At 32.6% G+C, this 22176-nt stretch carries 23 protein-coding genes, 4 tRNA genes and 1 pseudogene; 11 read left to right on the top strand and 17 right to left on the bottom strand.

Annotated features, from left to right (window positions below; translation table 11 throughout):
* Positions 1 to 20: 20 nt before the first annotated feature.
* The 10 genes and pseudogenes from ABXT06_RS12745 to ABXT06_RS12700 all read right to left on the bottom strand — a co-directional run bounded on the left by ABXT06_RS12745 (position 21) and on the right by ABXT06_RS12700 (position 5999).
* A complete protein-coding gene (locus ABXT06_RS12745; RefSeq protein WP_354591089.1) occupies positions 21 to 461 on the bottom strand; it encodes a sterol desaturase family protein in 441 nt (146 codons plus the stop codon).
* Between the two features lie 196 nt (positions 462 to 657).
* Positions 658 to 1497, bottom strand: coding sequence for a phytoene/squalene synthase family protein (locus ABXT06_RS12740; RefSeq protein ID WP_354591088.1), 840 nt, complete (start codon positions 1495 to 1497; stop codon positions 658 to 660).
* A 3-nt stretch (positions 1498 to 1500) separates the two neighbouring features.
* Positions 1501 to 2968 (bottom strand): annotated as a pseudogene (gene crtID, locus ABXT06_RS12735) (bifunctional phytoene desaturase/3,4-desaturase).
* Between the two features lie 39 nt (positions 2969 to 3007).
* The gene (locus ABXT06_RS12730; protein ID WP_354591087.1) at positions 3008 to 3907 is read right to left on the bottom strand and encodes a MerR family transcriptional regulator; all 900 of its coding nucleotides are present in this window, start codon (positions 3905 to 3907) and stop codon (positions 3008 to 3010) included.
* Between the two features lie 213 nt (positions 3908 to 4120).
* Positions 4121 to 4621, bottom strand: a complete 501-nt coding sequence (locus ABXT06_RS12725) for a tetratricopeptide repeat protein (protein WP_354591086.1) — start codon at positions 4619 to 4621, stop codon at positions 4121 to 4123.
* Positions 4622 to 4814: 193 nt separating this feature from the next.
* A tRNA-Lys gene (locus ABXT06_RS12720) sits at positions 4815 to 4887 on the bottom strand.
* Positions 4888 to 5070: 183 nt separating this feature from the next.
* Positions 5071 to 5472 carry a helix-turn-helix domain-containing protein gene (locus ABXT06_RS12715; protein ID WP_354591085.1) on the bottom strand — a complete coding sequence of 134 codons (402 nt, stop codon included), beginning with the start codon at positions 5470 to 5472 and terminating at the stop codon, positions 5071 to 5073.
* A gap of 215 nt (positions 5473 to 5687) precedes the next feature.
* A tRNA-Leu gene (locus tag ABXT06_RS12710) sits at positions 5688 to 5770 on the bottom strand.
* Between the two features lie 43 nt (positions 5771 to 5813).
* Positions 5814 to 5886 (bottom strand) — tRNA-Lys (locus tag ABXT06_RS12705).
* A gap of 40 nt (positions 5887 to 5926) precedes the next feature.
* Positions 5927 to 5999 (bottom strand) — tRNA-Lys (locus tag ABXT06_RS12700).
* A gap of 126 nt (positions 6000 to 6125) precedes the next feature.
* Between ABXT06_RS12700 and ABXT06_RS12695 the strand changes: the two genes are divergently transcribed.
* Positions 6126 to 6644: a shikimate kinase gene (locus ABXT06_RS12695; RefSeq protein WP_354591084.1), complete on the top strand. Its 519-nt coding sequence runs from the start codon at positions 6126 to 6128 to the stop codon at positions 6642 to 6644.
* Here ABXT06_RS12695 and ABXT06_RS12690 read toward each other — a convergent pair.
* The gene (locus ABXT06_RS12690; protein WP_354591083.1) at positions 6636 to 7136 is read right to left on the bottom strand and encodes a phosphoribosyltransferase domain-containing protein; all 501 of its coding nucleotides are present in this window, start codon (positions 7134 to 7136) and stop codon (positions 6636 to 6638) included. The two genes, ABXT06_RS12695 and ABXT06_RS12690, sit on opposite strands and share 9 nt — an antisense overlap.
* 143 nt (positions 7137 to 7279) lie before the next feature.
* On the bottom strand, positions 7280 to 7675 hold the full coding sequence (locus tag ABXT06_RS12685) for an RNA-binding S4 domain-containing protein (RefSeq protein ID WP_354591082.1): 396 nt from the start codon (positions 7673 to 7675) through the stop codon (positions 7280 to 7282).
* A gap of 79 nt (positions 7676 to 7754) precedes the next feature.
* On the opposite strand from ABXT06_RS12685, the gene bamM reads away from it, so the two are divergent.
* Positions 7755 to 8972: a BamM family beta-barrel-assembly machinery protein gene (gene bamM / locus ABXT06_RS12680; RefSeq protein WP_354591081.1), complete on the top strand. Its 1218-nt coding sequence runs from the start codon at positions 7755 to 7757 to the stop codon at positions 8970 to 8972.
* Between the two features lie 177 nt (positions 8973 to 9149).
* On the opposite strand, the gene ABXT06_RS12675 is transcribed toward bamM, so the two are convergent.
* The 5 genes from ABXT06_RS12675 to ABXT06_RS12655 all read right to left on the bottom strand — a co-directional run bounded on the left by ABXT06_RS12675 (position 9150) and on the right by ABXT06_RS12655 (position 13193).
* Entirely contained in the window at positions 9150 to 10103 is a 954-nt protein-coding gene (locus ABXT06_RS12675) for a transketolase family protein (protein WP_177212309.1), read from the bottom strand.
* Positions 10104 to 10107: 4 nt separating this feature from the next.
* Positions 10108 to 10782, bottom strand: a complete 675-nt coding sequence (locus ABXT06_RS12670) for a hypothetical protein (protein ID WP_354591080.1) — start codon at positions 10780 to 10782, stop codon at positions 10108 to 10110.
* A 12-nt stretch (positions 10783 to 10794) separates the two neighbouring features.
* A complete protein-coding gene (locus ABXT06_RS12665) occupies positions 10795 to 11646 on the bottom strand; it encodes a transketolase (protein WP_354591079.1) in 852 nt (283 codons plus the stop codon).
* 244 nt (positions 11647 to 11890) lie between these two features.
* Positions 11891 to 12190, bottom strand: a complete 300-nt coding sequence (locus ABXT06_RS12660) for a hypothetical protein (protein ID WP_354591078.1) — start codon at positions 12188 to 12190, stop codon at positions 11891 to 11893.
* A 142-nt stretch (positions 12191 to 12332) separates the two neighbouring features.
* Positions 12333 to 13193 carry a polysaccharide deacetylase family protein gene (locus tag ABXT06_RS12655; RefSeq protein WP_354591077.1) on the bottom strand — a complete coding sequence of 287 codons (861 nt, stop codon included), beginning with the start codon at positions 13191 to 13193 and terminating at the stop codon, positions 12333 to 12335.
* A gap of 222 nt (positions 13194 to 13415) precedes the next feature.
* On the opposite strand from ABXT06_RS12655, the gene tgt reads away from it, so the two are divergent.
* The 9 genes from tgt (at position 13416) to ABXT06_RS12610 (ending at position 22064) form a co-directional block, all read left to right on the top strand.
* Positions 13416 to 14546, top strand: coding sequence for a tRNA guanosine(34) transglycosylase Tgt (tgt, locus tag ABXT06_RS12650; RefSeq protein ID WP_091497473.1), 1131 nt, complete (start codon positions 13416 to 13418; stop codon positions 14544 to 14546).
* Positions 14547 to 14613: 67 nt separating this feature from the next.
* Positions 14614 to 15702, top strand: a complete 1089-nt coding sequence (locus ABXT06_RS12645) for an LptF/LptG family permease (protein WP_354591076.1) — start codon at positions 14614 to 14616, stop codon at positions 15700 to 15702.
* The gene (locus tag ABXT06_RS12640; protein WP_354591075.1) at positions 15689 to 16579 is read left to right on the top strand and encodes a DMT family transporter; all 891 of its coding nucleotides are present in this window, start codon (positions 15689 to 15691) and stop codon (positions 16577 to 16579) included. The genes ABXT06_RS12645 and ABXT06_RS12640 overlap by 14 nt, the downstream gene beginning before the upstream one ends.
* Positions 16580 to 16691: 112 nt before the next feature.
* Positions 16692 to 17645: an acetyl-CoA carboxylase carboxyltransferase subunit alpha gene (locus ABXT06_RS12635; protein ID WP_354591074.1), complete on the top strand. Its 954-nt coding sequence runs from the start codon at positions 16692 to 16694 to the stop codon at positions 17643 to 17645.
* Positions 17646 to 17785: 140 nt separating this feature from the next.
* Positions 17786 to 19330 carry a replicative DNA helicase gene (gene dnaB, locus ABXT06_RS12630; RefSeq protein WP_354591073.1) on the top strand — a complete coding sequence of 515 codons (1545 nt, stop codon included), beginning with the start codon at positions 17786 to 17788 and terminating at the stop codon, positions 19328 to 19330.
* 129 nt (positions 19331 to 19459) lie between these two features.
* Positions 19460 to 19810, top strand: coding sequence for a hypothetical protein (locus ABXT06_RS12625; RefSeq protein WP_354591072.1), 351 nt, complete (start codon positions 19460 to 19462; stop codon positions 19808 to 19810).
* A gap of 15 nt (positions 19811 to 19825) precedes the next feature.
* On the top strand, positions 19826 to 20461 hold the full coding sequence (locus ABXT06_RS12620; RefSeq protein ID WP_354591071.1) for a hypothetical protein: 636 nt from the start codon (positions 19826 to 19828) through the stop codon (positions 20459 to 20461).
* A 30-nt stretch (positions 20462 to 20491) separates the two neighbouring features.
* Entirely contained in the window at positions 20492 to 21283 is a 792-nt protein-coding gene (locus tag ABXT06_RS12615; protein WP_354591070.1) for a sensor histidine kinase, read from the top strand.
* A gap of 115 nt (positions 21284 to 21398) precedes the next feature.
* Positions 21399 to 22064: a response regulator gene (locus ABXT06_RS12610; RefSeq protein ID WP_354591069.1), complete on the top strand. Its 666-nt coding sequence runs from the start codon at positions 21399 to 21401 to the stop codon at positions 22062 to 22064.
* Positions 22065 to 22176: the final 112 nt, after the last annotated feature.

Below are 22176 nucleotides of genomic sequence, written 5' to 3'. Positions count from 1 at the left end.
TTGAAAATAACCAAAGAATATTACATTTTATAATATTTAAATGGCACAAACAGCATTCCGAAACATTCTCCTTTTTCTTTGTTAAGATGTTTGTGATGTATTTTATGAGCCTTTCTAAGTCCGATGAGGTATTTGTTTTTAGTGTTTTTAAACCATTTAAAACGTTGATGGATTAAAACATCGTGAATTAGAAAATAGCAGACTCCATAAAGTGTGATTCCGCAGGCAATGAAAAACATATAATTGAATCCTCCTTCAACGCCAAAATAAAATAGGATAATACTTGGAGTCGCAAAAATGACAAAGAAAATATCATTGCGCTCAAAAGTGTTTTCGTATTTCGGCTGATGATGATCGGCATGAAAATACCACATAAAACCATGCATTACATATTTGTGCGTTAGCCAAGTAACACATTCCATAAATAGAAAAACGCCTAAAAAGATTAAAAAAGAGATCATTTTTTTAATGTTGATGTTTTAAAATTATCGTTTTATTGTTTTTGAGTTTAGCTTTAGATTATAAAATGTTGACTCAAAAGGTTTTGCTTAATTTTGTCATTCCGAGGAACGAGGAATCTCACTAGTTATTCGACAAAAATTATGGAGCCTCTAATGCGATTCCTCGTTCCTCGGAATGACAAAACGATACGTTGAATTATACCAACTTCAATTTGTAAGTAACAAAAGACTGCGCCAAAAGTCCCGCTTTTGTGTAATTGGAAACTCGAATTCTGGAATTTCCAATTTCGTAATAAGGTGTGTTTTTAAGCTTAGTCAGCAGTTTTTTGTAATACACATAAGCGGTATAAACCCCAAATTTAGCTTCGATTGGCAGTTTTACGATTCCTTGATAGGCAATTCTAAAATCTTCCTCAATTTCTTTAATAATCTCATTTTTCGCCTCTTCATTAAAATTATTCAGATTTACACCAGGAAAATAAGATCGATTTAGAATGGTATTGTCGTCTCTTAAATCCCTTAGAAAGTTTACTTTCTGAAAAGCCGATCCTAATCGCATAGCTTCGTCTTTTAACTGCTCATATTTATGCTCTTTTCCAGAAACAAAAACTTTCAAGCACATTAAGCCTACAACATCTGCAGAGCCATAAATGTAATCGATATATTCGGTTTGAGTCTGATAATTTGATTTTATGAGATCCATTTTCATGCTTTTTAGAAAAGCTTGAACCAAGTCGTCTGTAATATTATATTCTTTTACAGTCTGCTGAAACGAATTTAAAATAGGATTTAAACTAATTCCTAATTGCATCGCTTTGTAATATTCCTTTTCAAAATCTTCAATTAAGTATTCTTTCTCGTAGCCATGAAATGAATCTACGATTTCATCAGCAAAACGAACAAAACCGTAAATGCTGTAAATGGCATCGCGAATACTCGGCGAAAGCATTTTGACAGCAAGAGAAAATGAAGTGCTGTAATTTTTAGTGACCAATTTGCTGCATTTGAAAGAAACGGCGTCGAATAGTGATTTCATTTTTTAAGATCTAAAAGATTTTTGAATTAATTCAGCTGCGAGTTTTCCTGAAATTAAAGCAGGTGGAACACCTGGACCAGGAACGGTTAATTGTCCTGTAAAATATAGATTCCTGACTTTTTTGCTTTTTAATTTAGGTCTTAAAAAAGCCGTTTGCAATAAAGTGTTGGCCATTCCGTAGGCATTTCCTTTGTAAGCGTTATAGTCGGTTACAAAGTCGTTTTTACAGAATGATCTCTTAAAGATAATGTTATTTTTAATTTTTTGCTGGGTAAGATTTTCAAAACGAGAAATGATTTTTTCGAAATATTCTTCTCTCAGTTCTTCAGTATCTTCAATTCCGGGCGCAAGCGGAATCAAGAAAAAACCAGATTCCATTCCGTCTGGTGCTGCAGTTTTGTCTGTTTTAGACGGAAAGTTGGCATAGAATAAAGGTGCTTCTGGCCACTTTGGCTGATCATAAATACACGCCGCGTGCTGATTGAAATCGACATCAAAAAAACAAAGCGTGATGCGAAATATTTTCTATTTTTTTATCAAAGCCAACAAAAAATAGGAGAGAAGAAGGTGCAAAAACTCTGTTCTCCCAATATTTTTTAGAATACATTCTGTGTTCTTTTTCTAGTAAAGTTTCAGAATGCTGATAATCTGCTCCGCTTAAAACAATATCTGCTTTTATAGTTTTTCCTTTAATTACAATACCCGTTGCGATTTTATTCTCAACAAGAATTTTTTCAATTGACGAATTAGTTTTAATTGTCACGCCAAGTTCTAGAGCTAGTTTTTCGATTCCACGAATCACGTCAAACATGCCTGTTTTTGGATGCCAAGTTCCAAGACCAAAATCGGCGTAATTCATGAAATTATAAAATGAAGGCGTTTTGGATGGTTTTGCTCCAAGAAATAAAACCGGAAACTCTAAAATCTGAATTAATCTTTCATTCTTGAAGTTTTTCCGAATGTCGGCGCTAACGTTCTTAAAGAATTGATCAAGTTTTAATGCAGTTTCTTTTGTAATTAATTCGAGCGGAGAAATTCCTGGACGATAAACCAAATTTTTAATTGCAATGTCATAATTGCTTTTAGCTTGATCGATAAAGCCTTGCAGTTTTTCACCGCTTCCTTTTTCTATGGTTTCAAAAGTGTGTTTTATTTCTTCTAAATTATCATAAATACTGATAAAGTCACCGATTCCGAAATAAACCCTATAGGCAGGATTCAATTTTATGAGTTCATAATAATCAGAAGGCTTTTTGTTGAAATCTTGAAAAAAGCGTTCAAAAACATCTGGCATCCAATACCAGCTTGGTCCCATATCAAAAGTAAAACCATTTTCTTTAAACTGTCTTGCACGACCGCCAATTGTATTGTTTTTTTCGTAAATAGTAACGTTGTTTCCTTGTTGGGCAAGGTAACATGCGGCTGCTAAAGAAGAGAAGCCTGAGCCTATTATCTGAATCGTTTTTCTCATTTGTTTAACAAATATAAGAAAAACTTAAACAAAAATAAATTAAAGCATGTTAATAGTTTCTTCCATCGAATCAAAAATGCGGATTCTGTCGGTAAGGACTTTCTGGTCTATATGTTCTACCATTTTACCCATAAGCCAGATTTCATTGTTTTCTTGCAATAATTTCTGTCCCATAGATTTAACATATTGATTAATTACGCTTCGATCTGGCTGAACAGTCATAAAAGAAATAAACGTAATATTCTCAAAGTGTTTGGTTAAATCTTGTAGGTTTTCAATTGGCATGCTTTCTCCAAGATAAATTGTTTTGTAACCTTTATCAAGGATTTCGTATTGCAAGTACAATAATCCGATCTGGTGAATTTCGTTTAACGGAAGTGATAAAACAAAAATACGATCGGTTTTAACTGGCTTTCTAATCTGAAGGCTTTCTGTGTAAATCAATATTTTCTGCTTGATCAAATGACTCATAAAATGTTCATTTGCAGGTGTGATAGTTTCAGACTGCCATAATAATCCCAGCTCTTTTAAAAGAGGTAAAAAATGTTCTTTAAAAACTTCTTTAAATGTTTTTTCGGTAATAAGCCAATCGAATGTGTTAAAGAATAATTCCTGATCAAAGTTCATCATCGCCATTTTAAAAGAAGTAATGGCATAGTTTTGAGAATTTTTCTTCGAAATTATTTCGCGTACCAGTTGAGGTATCTTTTCTTCAGGATATGTTGCAATTTTAGAAATCTTATAGCCGTATTCGTGCAGTAACGTAATGTTTAAAAGTTTCTGCAGATTCTGAAGATTGTAAAATCTAATATTAGTATCGGTTCGCATAGGTTCAAGAATATTGTATCTCTTTTCCCAGATGCGTATAGTGTGTGCTTTAATTCCAGATAAGTTCTCAAGATCTTTAATGCTGAAAACAGTTTTAATGTTGTTTATCATTTTTCGAAATTAGGTCAACAAATGTAAAATAAAATCTTATATACAACCTTAAAACTACATTAAAAAGATAGAGAATTAGAGGTTTACGTATTTAAAATATATTTTTTACCTAAAATCAGGTATATAATTTTTAAGAAATATATTACTTTGGTAAAAAAGAACGGTCTGCATATTTTTGATATGCAGACCGCTTTTTAGTTTTTTTGGTTGTTGTTATTTACAAAAAGTAGCTTTGTTTTTTATTGCGCTCTGGCTTCCAAGCTCAATTGCTTTGCTGAAATCTTTGCATGAGTTTTTCTTGTCGCCGATTTTGTTATACGCCAAGCCTCTTAAATTGTAGGCAATATAATCTTTTGGGTTTAATCCTAAAGAAGCGGTGCAATCATCAATAGTTCCTTGGTAGTTTTGCAATTTGTAGTTAACATTGGCTCTTCCAGTAAAAGCGTCTGCATTCATGTTGTCTAGTTCGATTGTTTTGCTGAAATCGGCTTGAGCTCCTTTTAAGTCGTTTAGTTTGAATTTTGCAACGCCGCGATTTTGGTAAGCTTCGACAAATTTAGAATTCATGCTAATGGCTTTCGTGTAATCGGCAATTGCGCCTTTGGTGTTACCAGCTTCAGCTTTTTTTATGGCTTTGTCAAAATAGCCAGTTGCAGATTGTGCCCAGATTGAGCAAGACATCATGATAAGTGATGCTAATAGTAGGTTTTTCATAAAACTAATTTGGGATTAGTGATTAATTATTTCCCAACGAATTTAAGAAAGTTTTTATTTTGTAAGAGATTTTCTTTTAGTAAATGAAGAAAAAGTAATAGAATAGTAAAGGAGGTTTTTCTATAGGTTTATTCTAAGATTTGAATATCTCTTAAAAAGAAAAAGGTCAAGTAAAATTTTACTTGACCTTTTGTGACCCGACTGGGGCTCGAACCCAGGACCCCATCATTAAAAGTGATGTGCTCTACCGACTGAGCTATCGAGTCTTCATTTCTTTAATGAGGGTGCAAATATAAGGACTTATTTTAGCTTTTTAGCTCTTTTTTGAAAGGAATTTTAAATTAATTTCAAGAAAAATTGTAAAACATTATTTTACAGTAAAATAGATATTGTGTTTTCTTTGCAACAATGTATATGTGAAATTCGAAGCGATGATTTTTCTTAATTATTTATTTGATTAGCTTTTCAAGTCTTTGTATCATTTCCTCTTTTTCTCTCAACATACGCTCGTATAAAGCTATTTTTTCTTCATGTAGCTGAATTATTTTGTCGATTGGATTGTTGTTAAAAGTTGGGCTGTAATTTATTAAACCTTGAGTATCGTGAAAAGTACTAGAAATAATATTTATTGCCTGTTCTTCGTTAAAATTCTGAAATGCTTCTACAGGGATTTTTAATATTGTTGCAATTTGTTTTAGAAGATTTTCCTCAATTACATCTTTCTGCTCCAGCAATGAAATTTTCTTTTGGCTCCAGTCTTCTCCTAAATCATAAGCCAATGCTTCCTGCTTTATATTAAGCATTTCTCTAAAACGTTTTACGTTTCTTCCTTGATGTATTTTTTGTTCCATATTGAGTGTTTGTTTTCTAAGAGCTAAAAGATAAGGTCCTGCAGATTAAAAAATCTGATTTTCAAAGATAAAAAAATATCCTGCAAATTTTCTTTTTGTCAGATATTATGTCTGTTTTGGTGTGTTGCAAATAAAATTGTCGGGCAGAAGAGAGAAGGTATAAGAATAAAAAAAGCGCAAACCTTTGTATTTGTTGGTTTGCGCTTTTTAAATTGTGACCATGGAGGGATTTGAACCCTCACGCCCTTGCGAGCACCACCCCCTCAAGATGGCGAGTCTACCGTTTCTCCACATGGCCTAAAAAGAAAAAAGGTCGAGTAAAATAAATTACCCGACCTTTGTGACCCGACTGGGGCTCGAACCCAGGACCCCATCATTAAAAGTGATGTGCTCTACCGACTGAGCTATCGAGTCATTGCTTTCAAGAAATTTAATTTGTTAATCACAAAATTTGTGACCCGACTGGGGCTCGAACCCAGGACCCCATCATTAAAAGTGATGTGCTCTACCGACTGAGCTATCGAGTCATTTAATTTCTTGAATGCGGGTGCAAATATAAGGAGTTTTTTTTGAAGTTTCCAAGCTATTTTATCATAAATTTGTCTTTTTTTTGGAAAAATCTCCAATTGCTTAGTTTATAAGGTTTTATTAATATGAAAAAAATTGTACTGTTAGGTTACATGGGTTGCGGAAAGTCAACAATTGCCCAAAATTTGTCAAAAATTATAAATATTCCGTTCTTAGATTTGGATAAATGTATCGAGGAAAGAGCAAATTTATCCATAAATGAGATTTTTGAGAAGCACGGAGAAGTGTATTTTCGAAAATTAGAACACGAAATGTTTGTTGAATTGCTGCAATCTTCTGAAAATAATATTATCGGATTAGGAGGAGGAACTCCATGTTATGCCAATAATCATGAATTATTAAAAGGAGATGATGTTGTATCTATATATTTAAAAGCATCAATTGATACTTTATATAATAGATTGGTGCATAACAAAAGCAAACGCCCTTTGATAGCAAATATGGGTGAGGAAGAAATGAAAGAGTTTATCGCGAAACATTTATTCGACAGAAGTTTTTATTACAATCAGGCAAAACATAAAGTTTCGGTTGATGATAAATCTGTCGAAGAAACGGTTCAGGATATTTTAGAGATATTAGCTTAAAGAAGCATGATCGCCGTTTTCTGAATTGAAAACTACTTGAACATGCTCTAATAAAGAAGTTGAAAGCGAAATTCCTTTGAAATCGGCCTTTACAGGGTATTTTTTATGGTTTCGATCAACAAGCACTGCTGTTTTGAATTTTTTAAGCGGAACGTCTAAGAAATGACGAACAGCATATATTAATGTAGTGCCCGAGTTTAATACATCATCAACAAGAACTAATCCTTTGTTTTTGTATTCTTCAGGAGTCAATGAAGTGTGTATCGCTTCTTGCGGATTTTGTTTGTTTATTTTGACTTCGCAGATAGAAACCTTTAAGGTGGAAATGTTGCTGAGTGCCGAAGCGACTTTTTCGGCAAAAATAAATCCGTTAGAAGCAATCCCAGCTATAACAACTTCCTCTTCGTCCACAAAGGTTTCGTAAATTTGGTAAGCGATGCGTTTTATTTTATGTTCGATTTCCTGATGGGTTAGGATAATATTGCTGCTCATGGTATATTTTTTTTGCTAAGATAATTAATTTAAAATCCAATATATAAAATCAAAATTCCAATGTTGGGTTTTTGATTTTATATTGTTTTGAATTTGATTTGCTGTTTTTTTTATAAGATTTTGGAATTTGATAAATTTAGAATTTATTCAGTTTCCTCTTCTTCGTCATCGTAAATTTCATCTCCGTAATCATCAATATCTCTTCGGTCTTTTTTAGTTGGGCGTCCGGTACCGCTTCTTCTATAATGTTCTTTAGACAGTTTTAATAATTCTAAATGAGCATAAGCTTCTGGCGGAGTTTCATTTTTTTGGTAAATATCAACCAATTTTGCTCCAACGCGATTCTGAGGGATGTCTAAAACCGTTATAATTTGTGTGATTTGATCTTTTCTAAAAGTAATTCGGTCTGTAGGAAAAACTTCTTTTGATGGTTTTGCAATCTGCCCATTTACAGTGATCTGATTCTTTTTGCAAGCTTCAGTAACCATGTTTCTGGTCTTGTAATAACGAACGCACCACAAGTATTTATCTATTCTCATAATTTTTCTAAATTCCAAGTTAAATTCTTTACAAAAATAAATCAATATTGTATCTTGCGCACCTAAAAAAATGATAATAATGAATAAATTTAAATATTATTTTGTTTTATTGCTTGCTGGTCTTGCCATCGTTTCTTGTAATAAAAAAGATGATGATGATCCAGTGATTGTTCCTTTAAGGGATTATCAAGAACAATTTAATACTGATAATGCAGATATTGAAGAATATTTGAAGACCTACTCTATTACAATTTCTCCAAATATGGATGTTACTTTTACAAAAATAACAGATCCAGCAGCGCAGCCTTCTATAATGTCATATTTAAATAGCGCAACCTTTCCAAAGCTACTTTTGAGAGAAATCAAATATGTGCATGGAATAACTTATAAAATGTATTATTTAGTTTTAAGAGAGGGTGTCGGTACTGCTCCAATGAATACAGATGGAGTTGTAACGGCTTATAAAGGAGAATATATGAAGCGTATAGACGCAACAGCTAAGGACCCGTCGTACGTAACAACTACACTTTTTGAGCAAGTAGTGTATCCGAGAGTAAGTTTGGATTTATTTACAACTATTATGGGTTGGAGTGAAGCTTTTCCTCAATTTAAAACAGGCACAACTACTTATGGTGATGATGGAACTGCTAATTATCAAGATTTTGGGGCTGGAGTTTTATTTATTCCTTCAGGTTTAGCGTATTATGCTGGCGGATCGGGCTCAATTCCAGCTTATTCTCCATTGGTTTTTACTATCAAATTATATGATATTAGAAGAATGGATCATGAAAATAATGGATATAGTAGTGTTGGTGAACTAATATTAAATCCTGATGGTGTTTTTGATTATCAGGAAGATCTAGATGGGGACGGTTATGTGCGTGATTACAGAAATACAACTTTGTATCCAAACCCTCCGGCAAAAAATCCTGACGATAGTGATGGTGATGGTATTCCAGACTTTTTAGATCAAGATGATGATGGAGATGGTTATACAACTAGATTTGAAATTACAAAACCTAGCGATCAGGTGGGTTGGGGAACACTAGATGGAAATGCTTTCTATTTTGGAATAAGAAACTATTATCCTTGGGATCCAATGACGGATGATGCTACTACGCCAAATGTTGATGAAACAGAACCAAGAGGAATTCCTAGCAGGCCAAGCGGAGGTCTAACTGATCCTACAAAACCTGAATCAATAACAAATCCTGCTAAATTTGTTCCAGAAGATTATACGAAACCTGGACGATTAAGAATTCATCTTGATAAAACGTATCCTTATCAAAAGAACTAAAAAATAACAAAATATTGAAGCCTCGGAATTTGCATTTCGAGGCTTTTTTATAAAATGAATAATTCATCTGCAGAAAATAAAGTGCATGAGTTTGTGAAACTCTTTTTTAGAAAAGGCAATAAAAAACCTCGAAATCTAAATTTCGAGGTTTTTCTATAAAGTAAGAAAGTTTAAAGATTACTTTCTTTTGATTACTCTTTCTACAGCTTCAACAATTGCTTGATTGTTTAATTTGTATTTTTCCATTAATTGCTCTGGAGTTCCAGATTCTCCGAAACTGTCTTTAACAGCTACAAATTCTTGCGGAGTAGGATTGTTTAAAGCCAATACTCCAGAAACACTTTCTCCAAGACCCCCAAGGTAGTTATGCTCTTCTGCAGTAACTACACATCTTGTTTTAGCAACAGATTTAAGGATAGCTTCTTCGTCAAGAGGTTTAATAGTGTGGATGTTGATTACTTCAGCAGAAATTCCTTTTTCTTCTAATTTTTCAGCAGCAATAAGAGCTTCCCAAACTAAGTGACCTGTTGCGATAATAGTTACATCAGTTCCTTCGTTTAATAAAATTGCTTTTCCAATTACGAATGGTTCATCAGCAGGAGTGAAGTTTGCTACTACTGGACGTCCGAAACGTAAGTAAGCAGGGCCGTGGTGATCTGCTAATGCAATTGTAGCAGCTTTAGTTTGGTTGTAATCGCAAGTGTTGATTACAGTCATTCCTGGCAACATTTTCATTAATCCAATATCTTCTAAGATTTGGTGAGTTGCTCCGTCTTCTCCCAAAGTTAAACCAGCGTGAGAAGCACAGATTTTTACATTTTTATCTGAGTAAGCAACAGATTGACGAATCTGATCGTAAACTCTTCCTGTAGAGAAGTTGGCGAAAGTTCCTGTAAAAGGGATTTTTCCACCAATTGTTAAACCTGCAGCGATTCCGATCATGTTAGCTTCAGCAATTCCGATTTGGAAAAAACGCTCTGGATGATTTTTCTTGAAATCATCAAATTTTAATGATCCAATTAAATCAGCACATAATGCTACAACATTTTCGTTTTTTTGACCTAGTTCAGTCATTCCCGCTCCAAAACCAGAACGAGTATCTTTACTTCCTGTATTTTCGTATTTTTTCATAGCTTTAATTTGCTGTAATATTTTTGTTTTTAATGTCTAAGCTAAAATCTATTTCTTCAATTTTTAAAAGTTTTCGAAAATACATTTTCTTGCCTTTTTCAATAAAGTAAGAGCTAGTGATAACTTCATTATTTTTTAATCTAAATTTTTGACACCACAGAGGATATGTTAGGATTCTAAAATTAAAATGTTGATTTTTTGAAATTTCAGATTGGGCAGTTTCATAAAATGATTCATTAATTAGTTCTTTTTTTCTATCGTTTTTGAATTGTTTGATGTTGATGTTTTTTACATTGCCTTTCAAAGAATATAAAACTTCATAGAAATTTCCATTTTTTTGCAATTTACAATAATCAGTATTGTAAGTAAAAGAAGTGGAGTTGGATAATAAACTTATATCATTTATTTTGTTTTTATGAGACTCATCTTTGTATATAAAATTTTTCCCTCTAGCTAGATCAACCAATATGGCACTTGATATAGTATCTTTAATTTTGGTTATTTTAAGGATATATGTGCTGTCTTTCGAATTAGAATAATTGTATTCGAATTGACTATCATTACCACTTAAAGAATCCCTGTCGAATTTGTAAAGGGTAAAATAATCAAAATGATATTCTTGAGAAAAAACATTTTGAAACAGAATTAAAAAAAATAAAGATGCAAAATACTTTTTCATCAATCAATTAATTTAATAGTCGATTTGGTCTGCAGAAACGTTTTGAGCTAAAGCACTTGCTAATTGATCATTATTTGGTGCCTTACCGTGCCAAGCATGAGTGTGCATCATAAAGTCTACACCATTCCCCATTTCTGTATGCAATAAGATGCAAACTGGTTTTCCTTTTCCAGTTCTTGATTTAGCATCAGTTAATCCAGCGATAATAGCATCGATGTTGTTTCCTTCTTTAATTTCTAAAACATCCCAGTCAAAAGCTTCGAATTTAGCGCGGATACTTCCCATTGGTAAAACTTCGTCAGTTGTTCCGTCGATTTGTTTTCCATTAAGATCGATTGTTGCAATAATGTTGTCTACTTTTTTAGCAGAAGCATACATGATCGCTTCCCAGTTTTGACCTTCTTGCAGCTCACCATCTCCGTGTAAACTATATACAATGTGATTGTCTTTGTTTAATTTTTTAGCTTGAGCTGCTCCCAAAGCTACAGATAAACCTTGTCCTAATGAACCAGACGCAATGCGAACTCCAGGTAAACCTTCGTGAGTTGTTGGGTGTCCTTGCAAACGAGAATCTAATAATCTGAATGTAGCTAATTCTGAAACTGGAAAGTAACCACTGCGTGCTAGAACGCTATAAAAGACAGGAGAAATGTGTCCATTTGAAAGGAAAAATAAATCTTCTCCAATTCCGTCCATATCAAAACCTTCTTTGCGGTCCATTATATTTTGATACAATGTTACCAAAAATTCAGTACAACCTAATGAACCACCTGGGTGTCCAGAGTTTACAGCATGTACCATTCTAAGAATATCTCTTCTTACTTGGATCGTTAAATCGCTTAATTGTTGTGTGTTAGGCTTCATTTTATATGTAAAAGTTAAACTGGAGCAAAAGTAATCGTTATTTTGCGGGGAGACAAATGATTTTTTGCTTTAGTTCTATTGCAATTGTTAAATTTTACTATTTTTCTTAAACTATGGAAAAAATATAACGTGAGTTTTGCTTTTTAATTCTTTATAAGTGTGTTTTTTACAATTTATAATAAAGGGCAAAAAAAAGCCCTGCATTTTGCAAGACTTTTGTACGGATTAAAGAAAAAAAGTTTATTTATTCAGTATCACCTTCACTATAATAGTTGTTTTCTTCGTCTTCTGAGCCTATTTCTTCTTGTTGGTCGTCTAGCTCAGCGCCAGGAATATCTAAATCATTTCCAATTTTATCGCTGTTTTGTTTCCATTCATTGTCGTTTTGAGTAATGGTTTGGTCAGTTGAAATGTTTTCTGGATCTACATCTTTTGATTTGTCTTCACGATTGTAAATATCTTCATTTGCGGGATAATTTAGATTTTCCAGATTTCTTTCTATCTCATTTTCTTTTGCGGGGTTTTTATCTTCTGAATTTATCATAATGCCAATATTAAATTATATTAAACAGATACCTTATCTCTTATAAAGTTATGAAATCTATGATTTCAATGCTTATATTTTTAAAATAAGTATGTTATAATATTTGCATAAAATGAATTATCTCATTTTCTAATTTGACAAATTATTTAATTGCAGCAATCTCTCGCCAAGTGACTAATTGAATATTATTCTCTTTTAGTTTTGCTTTGCATTCATCACTTGTGAAAAAATCTAAATCTATTTGACGCCATTCTGAACCAAAATTTGGATGATTTATGGTGATACCTTGCATTTCAGAATCATCAAACGCGGGATGAAGCAAGAAAACATTTAATCCAGAAACTACACTATCTAAAGCTTTTTCATAAGATTTTTTAAGTTCTCCTTTTTCGAAGTCATTATAGTATCCAATTAAAAGTTTGTCTGCCAAAAGTGCATCAGCAAAATTGTATTTTTCATCAGATAAAGAAATAGATTCTATAAACTCTTTATTGATAAAAACAGGTAAATTGTATGTTTTTCCTAACTCTTTATAGATTTCTAAAATTTCGGGAGTAACGCCAACACTGCACATATGTGAGTCGAGATGCGTAGGCTGAATGCCAAATTGTAAAGCTTTTTCGATTTGTGCGGTAAGCTCTCTTTTAATTTCAGATGGTTTTGCGTTGTTTTTGAAATCTTGTCTAGTTTTATAAAAATAGCCATTTTGATCTACTAAACTTGAAACTTCAGCGACTGGAAGAACCGGACCAAATTTATAATTCTCCCATTCGCAAGTAAGAGTTAAATGAATTCCACAGTCGTACTTTGGATTGTTCTTGGCAAATTTAGCCATTTCAAAAAACCACGGACAAGGAACCATTATGCTATAAGAATTAACAAAACCGTTTTGGAGTGTTTTTATTGTTGCCTGATTTTCTGAGTGCGATAATCCAGCATCATCGGCGTGAATGATTAATAGTTTGCTGTTTTCAGGATATCCGAGTTTTTGAGCTAAGTTCATTTTGTCTTTTATTGTTGTGAATATGCTGTGCAAGGACATCAGCTTCGTTCAATCTGACGACACTACATTTCATTTTTAATAGATTTTATTCAAATTTAAAAATTTCTGAAGTTTAGGTTTTATGTTCTTTTTGAATTAACTCAATTTTATAATTCACAAATTTTCTAATTAATTAAATTTCCCTGAAATTAGCTTATCTTTGCCGACTGAAAAAAGAAACAAATGAAGTTCGATTTATTACAAAAAGATCCGCAGTCTAAAGCAAGAGCGGGAAGTATTACTACTGATCACGGCGTAATTGAAACGCCTATTTTTATGCCTGTTGGAACTGTTGCTTCTGTAAAAGGAGTTCACCAGCGTGAACTTAAAGAAGAAATTAATCCGGATATTATTCTTGGAAATACATACCATTTATATTTACGTCCACAGACCGAGATTTTAGAAAAAGCGGGTGGATTGCACAAATTCATGAACTGGGATCGTAATATTTTGACCGATTCTGGCGGATATCAGGTGTATTCTCTTTCGTCAAATAGAAAAATTAAAGAAGAAGGAGTAAAGTTCAAATCGCATATTGATGGTTCTTACCATTTCTTTACGCCAGAAAATGTAATGGAAATTCAGCGTACAATTGGGGCTGATATCATTATGGCTTTTGACGAGTGTACGCCTTATCCTTGTGACTATAGATATGCACAGCGTTCTATGCACATGACGCACCGTTGGTTAGATCGTTGTATCAATCATTTGGAAAAAGTGCCTTATAAGTATGGTTACGAACAAACGTTTTTCCCGATTGTTCAGGGAAGTACTTACAAAGATTTGCGTCGTCAGTCGGCTGAATATATTGCCAATTCAGGACAGCAAGGAAATGCAATTGGCGGACTTTCTGTTGGTGAACCAGCAGAAGAAATGTATGCCATGACTGAAGTGGTTTGCGAGATTCTTCCAGAAGATAAACCTCGTTATTTAATGGGTGTTGGAACTCCAATTAATATTTTAGAAAATATCGCATTAGGAATTGATATGTTCGATTGTGTTATGCCAACTCGTAATGCAAGAAACGGAATGCTATTTACAGCAAACGGAACTATCAATATTAAGAACAAAAAGTGGGAAGCCGATTTTTCTCCAATCGATGAAATGGGGCATACTTTTGTAGATACAGAATATTCAAAAGCATATTTGCGCCATTTGTTTGCTGCCAACGAATATTTAGGAAAGCAAATTGCAACGATTCATAATCTTGGTTTCTACATGTGGTTGGTTCGTGAAGCTAGAAAACATATCTTAGCTGGCGATTTTAGACCATGGAAAGAAATGATGGTTAAAAATATGAGTCAAAGACTTTAAAATATATTGATTTGTTTAATCGTTTATTCGGTTAAACGGTTAAACAAATAATCGATTAAACTCTACTATGTTAACAATAATAGATAAATACATCTTAAAAAGATATCTAGGGACTTTCTCTGTCATGCTGCTTTTGTTTGCTCCAATCGGAATCGTTATTGACGTTTCGGAAAAAGTAAATAAAATGCTTGAAAACAAGATTCCGTTTGGTGATATTGCTTTCTATTATTACAACTTTACGATTTACTTTATTAATTCGCTGTTTCCGATATTTTTGTTTTTATCGGTAATATGGTTTACATCAAAGTTGGCCAATAATACTGAGATTATTGCCATTTTAAGTTCTGGAATTTCATTTACGCGTTTCTTGCGTCCTTATATTATTGGAGCAACCATTGTTTCGATTTTTGTATTGCTTATGGGATTTTTTATAGTTCCCGCGGCGAGCGAAGGTTATAATAATTTTAGGTATACTTATTTAAAAGGAAACGGAAAAGAACTCATGCGTGGTGAAAACACTAATGTTTTTAGGCAGATTAACGATCATGATTTTATTTTTGTAAATAGTTTTAACGAAGAATCAAAAACAGCGTTCAATTTTTCTTTGGAACATTTTGAAAAAGAGAAACTGATTTATAAAATTACTGCAAGTCGTATTAAATGGGATCCTAAAAAGAAGATTTACGTTTTATACGATTATACCAAAAGAACTGTTGGAGACTTAAATGATATAATCGAAAAATCTCCAGAAAAAAATGTGGCTTTTAAATTTGAATTAGCAGATTTAACGCCTGTTGTTTATATTGCAGAGACATTAACTTTAGGTAAATTAATTGATTTTATAGAAAAAGAAAGAAAAAGAGGTTCAGGAAACATCAATACCTATTTGGTTGTTCTTTATAAAAAATACAGTATTCCAGTTTCAGCATTTATTTTGACGATTATTGCGGTTTCAGTTTCTTCTATGAAACGCCGTGGTGGGATGGGTATGAACCTTGCCATCGGAATTGCAATCGCATTTTCATTTGTATTCTTTGATAAAATCTTTGGTACACTTGCCGAAAAATCTACATTCTCACCTTTATTAGCTGTGTGGTTCCCGAATATTGTTTTCGGAATATTAGCGGTTTATTTATTACGTAATGCGAAACGATAATTTAAAAAGTTATTTAAATCTTCACTTAATTGTTTTTATCTGGGGTTTTACAGCCATTTTGGGCGCTTTAATTACAATTGATGCCGATAATCTGGTTTGGTATAGAATGCTAATAGCCATGATTTTTCTAGGCGGATTTATTGCATTTAAAAAACAGTCTTTTCAGGTTCCGATAAAAGAATTTTTTAAACTGATTTTTGTTGGATTGCTGATTGCGCTTCATTGGATTTTCTTTTTTAAAGCGATTCATGTTTCCAACGTTTCTATTACGCTTTCCATATTTTCATTAGGAGCGTTTTTTGCGTCTTTACTAGAGCCATTATTTTACGGTAGAAAAGTGCTTTGGTATGAAGTACTATTTGGGCTTGTAATAATTGCCGGTTTAGGATTGATTCTTCAGGTTGAAATAAAGTATCTTGAAGGTGTTTATTATGCCTTGGCTGCGATCATTTTAGGAGTTTTATTTACTTTAATGAATGGAAAATTGATTTCAGACCATGAACCTTCAGTTATTACATTTTATGAGTTTGGAGCGGGAGTTTTCTTTATTACGATTTATTTTTTATTTCAAGGGAAATTCACGGCAGATTTCTTTCAAATGTCTTTAAATAACTGGATTTTATTATTGATTTTATCTTCAATTTGTACAGCTTATGCATTTACTGCTTCGGTAAAAGTAATGCAGCGATTAACGCCTTATACCGTAATGTTAACTACTAATTTAGAGCCAGTTTACGGGATAGTTTTGGCTTATTTTATCTTAGGAGGAAAAGAAAAAATGAGTGTCGAATTTTATATCGGCGCGGTAATTATTATTATAACAGTTATTCTCAATGGTGTTTTTAAACATTATCAGAATAAGAAAGAAAACTTGTAATAGTTTCCTTATTATTAAAATGCATTTTTATACTTTAAATAACAATTAACTTCGCCAATGATATAATATTTTTATATTTGCGGTTCGATTTACAAACAAAATTCAAAAATCCATGGAATATTTAGATTTTGAGCTTCCAATTAAAGAACTTGAAGAACAGTTAGAAAAGTGCGTTATTATTGGAAAAGAATCTGACGTTGACGTAACGCCAACGTGCAAGGAAATCAACAAAAAATTAGTAGAGACTAAAAAAGAAATATATAAAAACCTTACGGCTTGGCAGAGAGTACAATTGTCAAGACATCCAAATAGACCTTATACTTTAGATTACATTAGAGCAATCTGTGGAGATACTTTCTTAGAACTTCATGGAGACAGAGGTTTTAAAGACGATAAAGCTATGGTTGGTGGTTTAGGTAAAATAAACGGGCAATCGTTTATGATTATCGGTCAGCAAAAAGGTTTTAATACTAAAACACGTCAATACCGTAACTTTGGTATGGCAAATCCAGAAGGATACCGTAAAGCTTTGCGTTTGATGAAAATGGCAGAGAAATTTGGGGTTCCTGTTGTAACTTTAGTAGATACTCCGGGTGCATATCCAGGACTTGAAGCTGAGGAAAGAGGACAAGGAGAAGCTATTGCTAGAAATATTTTCGAAATGGTTCGTTTACAAGTGCCTATTATTACCGTTATTATTGGTGAAGGTGCTTCTGGAGGAGCTTTAGGAATTGGTGTTGGAGACAAAGTTTATATGTTAGAAAATACTTGGTACTCTGTAATTTCTCCAGAATCTTGCTCTTCTATTTTATGGAAAAGCTGGGAATACAAAGAGCGTGCAGCAGAAGCTTTAAAACTGACTTCTTCTGATATGAAAAAACAAAAATTAGTTGATGATGTGATTCCAGAACCACTAGGAGGAGCACACTACGACCGTGAAACAACTTTCAAAACGGTTGCTGAATACATCACTAAAGGATATAATGAATTGAAAGACTTATCAACAGCTGACTTAATTGCCCAAAGAATGGACAAATACAGTAATATGGGCGAGTATAAAGAGTAAATTCATAAAAAGAGACTTAAAATCCGAAGCCTTACCGTTTCGGATTTTTTTTTGGTTATGAACAAATCAAGATTATTTATAAACAATTATTAGTTATAACTAGATAGCAGAATTTTTTTAAATTTTGCTACTTTCGCTATATGGAAAATTTCAAAAACTTAAACCCTGTCAAGGTCGACAAAACCACAATTATCAACTTAGAAAAAGGAAAATTACCTCCGCAAGCTCTTGATTTGGAAGAGGCTGTGTTAGGTGCAATGATGATTGATAAAAAAGGGGTAGATGATGTAATTGATATTTTGCAGGCAGAAGCTTTTTACAAAGACGCACACAAACATATTTTTGAAGCAATTTTGCAACTTTTTACTGAAACTCAGCCAATCGATATCTTAACAGTTTCGACTCAGTTAAAGAAAAACGGAAAGTTGGATTTGGCGGGCGGAGATTTTTATTTGATTCAGCTTACGCAGAAAATTGCTTCTTCGGCGCATATTGAATTTCACTCACGTATTATTCTTCAGAAATTTATTCAAAGAAGTTTGATTAGAATTTCTTCAGAAATTATTGAAGCATCATATGATGAAAGTGCGGATGTTTTTGATTTATTGGATCAAGCTGAATCTAAATTATACGAAGTTACACAAGGAAATATCAAGCGTAGTTCTGAAACCGCACAGAGTTTAGTTTTACAAGCTAAAAAGAAAATTGAAGAGATTTCTAAAAAAGAAGGATTAAGTGGTGTAGAAACTGGTTTTCATAATCTGGATAAACTAACATCAGGATGGCAACCGAGTGATTTAATTATTATTGCGGCCAGACCTGCGATGGGAAAGACGGCGTTTGTACTTTCTATGGCTAGAAATATTGCGATCCAGTATGGACATGGAGTTGCTTTATTCTCTCTGGAGATGGCTTCTGTTCAGTTAATTACAAGGCTTATTTCTTCTGAAACAGGATTGTCATCAGAAAAATTGCGTACAGGAAAATTAGAGGCTCATGAATGGACAATGTTGAGTACTAAAGTAAAAGATTTAGAGAAAGCGCCTTTATTTATTGATGATACGCCTTCACTTTCTATTTTCGATTTAAGAGCAAAATGCCGTCGTTTAGCTTCGCAGCATGGTATTAAAATTATCATTATAGATTATTTGCAGTTGATGACTGCAGGAGGAAATGCTAAAGGAGGAGGAAATCGTGAGCAGGAAATTTCGACAATTTCCAGAAACTTAAAAGCTTTGGCAAAAGAACTTAACGTTCCGGTTATTGCACTTTCTCAGTTATCGCGTGCTGTAGAAACACGTGGTTCTAGTAAACGTCCTTTACTATCGGATCTTCGTGAATCTGGAGCAATTGAGCAGGATGCCGATATCGTTTCGTTTTTATACCGACCAGAATATTACAAAATTGAAGAATGGGATGATGAAGAGGCTTCGCCAACTGCTGGTCAGGCTGAAATTATGATCGCAAAACACCGTAATGGTGGTATTGAAAATATTCGTTTGAAATTCTTAGGACACTTAGGGAAATTTGATAATCTTGACGAATTTTCGGGTAGCTATGATGATTTGCCGTCAAAAATGAATCATGATGATAATCCGTTTATTACTAGTAATCTACCTTCAGCTAATGAAGCCTTCGGAAGTAACTTAAATGATGACGATGACGACAGCGATGTTCCGTTTTAATAAATAGAAAGCCTTAAATTTTAAGGCTTTTTTTTATGTTTTAGGTTAATTTTTTAATAAAAATCAGTAGTTTAGCCAAACCAATTACAAACTAACAATTTTTTATTAACCAATTAACAAATTTAAATTATGAATGAAGAAACATTTCCAGGACCTATTCAGATTCCTGTAAAAACTGCTAATGAGTGGGAAAAGAGGTACGATGACGATAACTCAGTTGAAGACTCTAAGAATAAAGTAAAAGCTTTCTTAATACCAAGAGAAAGCTTAGAAAAAGTGCTAGCGCTTAAAACAGAAGCTGTTTGGGCCTATTTAGGAATAAATGATCAAAAAGAAAAGACATTACTTTTCGTAGGGGCCAATTATGATCCGGTAACTAAAAAATGGATTAATGTTTATGGTATAGGAGAAGGAATGGATGGTGAAGTAGGTGGTGGAGATGTAGTATATGATGGCGCACGTCCTAGCCCACCGTATTAATTAAAAGTTTTTATAATGGATGATTTTTTAATATATTCAAGTTATTTGATTTTATTGATTAATCTTGTACTATATACATTTAGCTTTTTCCAAGAGGAAAAAGCTAATGTTTTTTTTGTCTCTTATTTGGCTTTTTCTACTGTATTGCAATTTTCAATGGAGCTGGTGTATCATTTAGGAATGAATAATTTATTTCTAGTTAATATTTTTTTTATAGGTCAAATGATTATACTAGGACTTTTTTATAATTCATTATTTTGCAACAAAGCTCAAAAAATATTCGTGAAGACTTCATTATTAATTGCGTTATTGATTTTATTTGTGCAATTTGTGATGGATTCAAGTCAGTTCTTGAAGTTTAATTTATTTGAAATTACTTTAACGTCCTTACTTATAGTTGTTTTTGCACTACTTCATTTTTATAATATGCTTACAGAAAACAAAAAGTATTATTATATCAGCATGGGAATAGTTTTTTATTTGCTGGCTAGTACAGTTCTGTTTTTAATTGGCAATCTTTCAACAGGCTTAAGTGCTGATTTAAAGTATTTAAGTTGGCAGTTAAATGCTTTCTTATTAATAGTCTATTACTTGATTATTTTATTTGAATGGAAAGTAAGTTTTTCAAAAAATGCAAGTCTTCAAAACTAGTCTGTAATTACATAAATAAAAAATAAAGATATGAATACAGGTCATATTCCTGAGAAAGAACTCGTAGCCATAATATTATATATCTCTTTGTTTTTTATAATTGTTGCAGTTGCATTAATTATATTCTTTTATTTTTCTAGACAGAAAATTATTCAGAAAGAATTAGAAAAAATTGATTTAATACTTCGATATCAAAAAGAGCAATTGCATGCTATTATTGTAACACAAGAGGAAGAACGTAAAAGAATTGCGCAAGATCTTCATGACGATATTAGTTCAAAATTAAACATTGTTTCCTTAAATAGCCATTTGCTTACAGCTCCAAACCTTACTGAATCAGAAACTGCAGAAATTACAGAAAATATAATTGCTTTGACAACAAAAGCATTAGACAATTCTAGAAAAATTGCGCATAATTTGCTGCCTCCAGTTTTTGAAAAATTTGGTCTAAGTGCAGGTGTCGAAGAATTATGTGGAGAATTTGAAAGCAGTAAATCGGTCAAAACACATTACAGAAATGAAATTGATTTTGATGAGAAAGATATAGACAGGCATTTGCATGTTTTTAGAATTCTGCAAGAACTTATGAACAATTCTATTCGTCATGGAAAAGCATCTGAAATCTGGATTTCTTTTGCTAACATAGATGGAATAAATTCTTGTGACTATAAAGATAACGGTGTTGGTTTTGATTGCACGAATTCTGAAAACCAAAAAGGTTTAGGAATGAAAAATATTGATAGCCGAATATCATTTTTGCAAGGAACAATAGAAATTAACTCTAAAATTAATAGCGGAATTGTTGTAAATTTTACTTTTTAGGTAGAATTATGTGTTTTATTAAGGATTTTAGTCAATAAAATGGGGTATTTAGACTTTATCTAAATCATATTTTGTAATTTCGACAAACCAAATTAAACGACCAAAATCAAATAAGATGAATTCTGCTATTAAAATTGCTCTAGTTGATGATGAAATTTTGTTTCGAAAAGGAATTTCTTTTTTATTACAGAGAGAAGAAAATATAGATATTCTCTTTGAAGCCTCAAATGGCGACGAGCTTATTTCTCAACTGAATGAAAGAGAAATAAAACCTGATATAGTAATAATGGACTTAAAGATGCCAGTATTAAATGGGGTCGAAGCCACAAAAATTATTAGAAAAACGTTTCCCGATATTAAGATTATTGCATTGACTAGCTACGATACCAAATCGTTTATTGCAAATATGATTCAAGTTGGAGCAGTAGCTTACTTAATTAAAAATACTACCCCAAAAGATTTAATTCATACAATCAACGAAGTAGCAAAAAAAGGATTTTATTACAACGAAAATGTTTTAAAAACAATTCAAGAAACAATAGTTTCTCCTAAAAATACAAGAGGAGGCTTAGAAACAAATTTCCTTTCTCCGCGAGAAATTGAAATTTTACAATTAATTTGTCAGCAGAAAACTACCGCAGAAATTGCAGAACATCTTTTTTTAAGTCCACGGACCATTGAGGGGCACAGGAATAATTTATTACTTAAAACAGAATCACGAAATATTGCGGGATTGGTTGTTTATGCTATTCAAAATGAATTGGCAGTCTTAACAATTTAAAAAATTATGCTGTCAAAAACTGTATTGACAATACGTAATACAATATAATTGTTATTACAAGAACACATAATCCTATTTTCTGAATTACATTCAGACCCTTTTGTTGGTTATT

This window comes from Flavobacterium sp. UW10123 (genome assembly GCF_040538975.1).
Taxonomy (GTDB): Bacteria; Bacteroidota; Bacteroidia; order Flavobacteriales; family Flavobacteriaceae; genus Flavobacterium.
The sequence above is the reverse complement of the archived record's forward strand: the minus strand, read 5'-3'. Positions and strand labels throughout refer to the sequence as shown.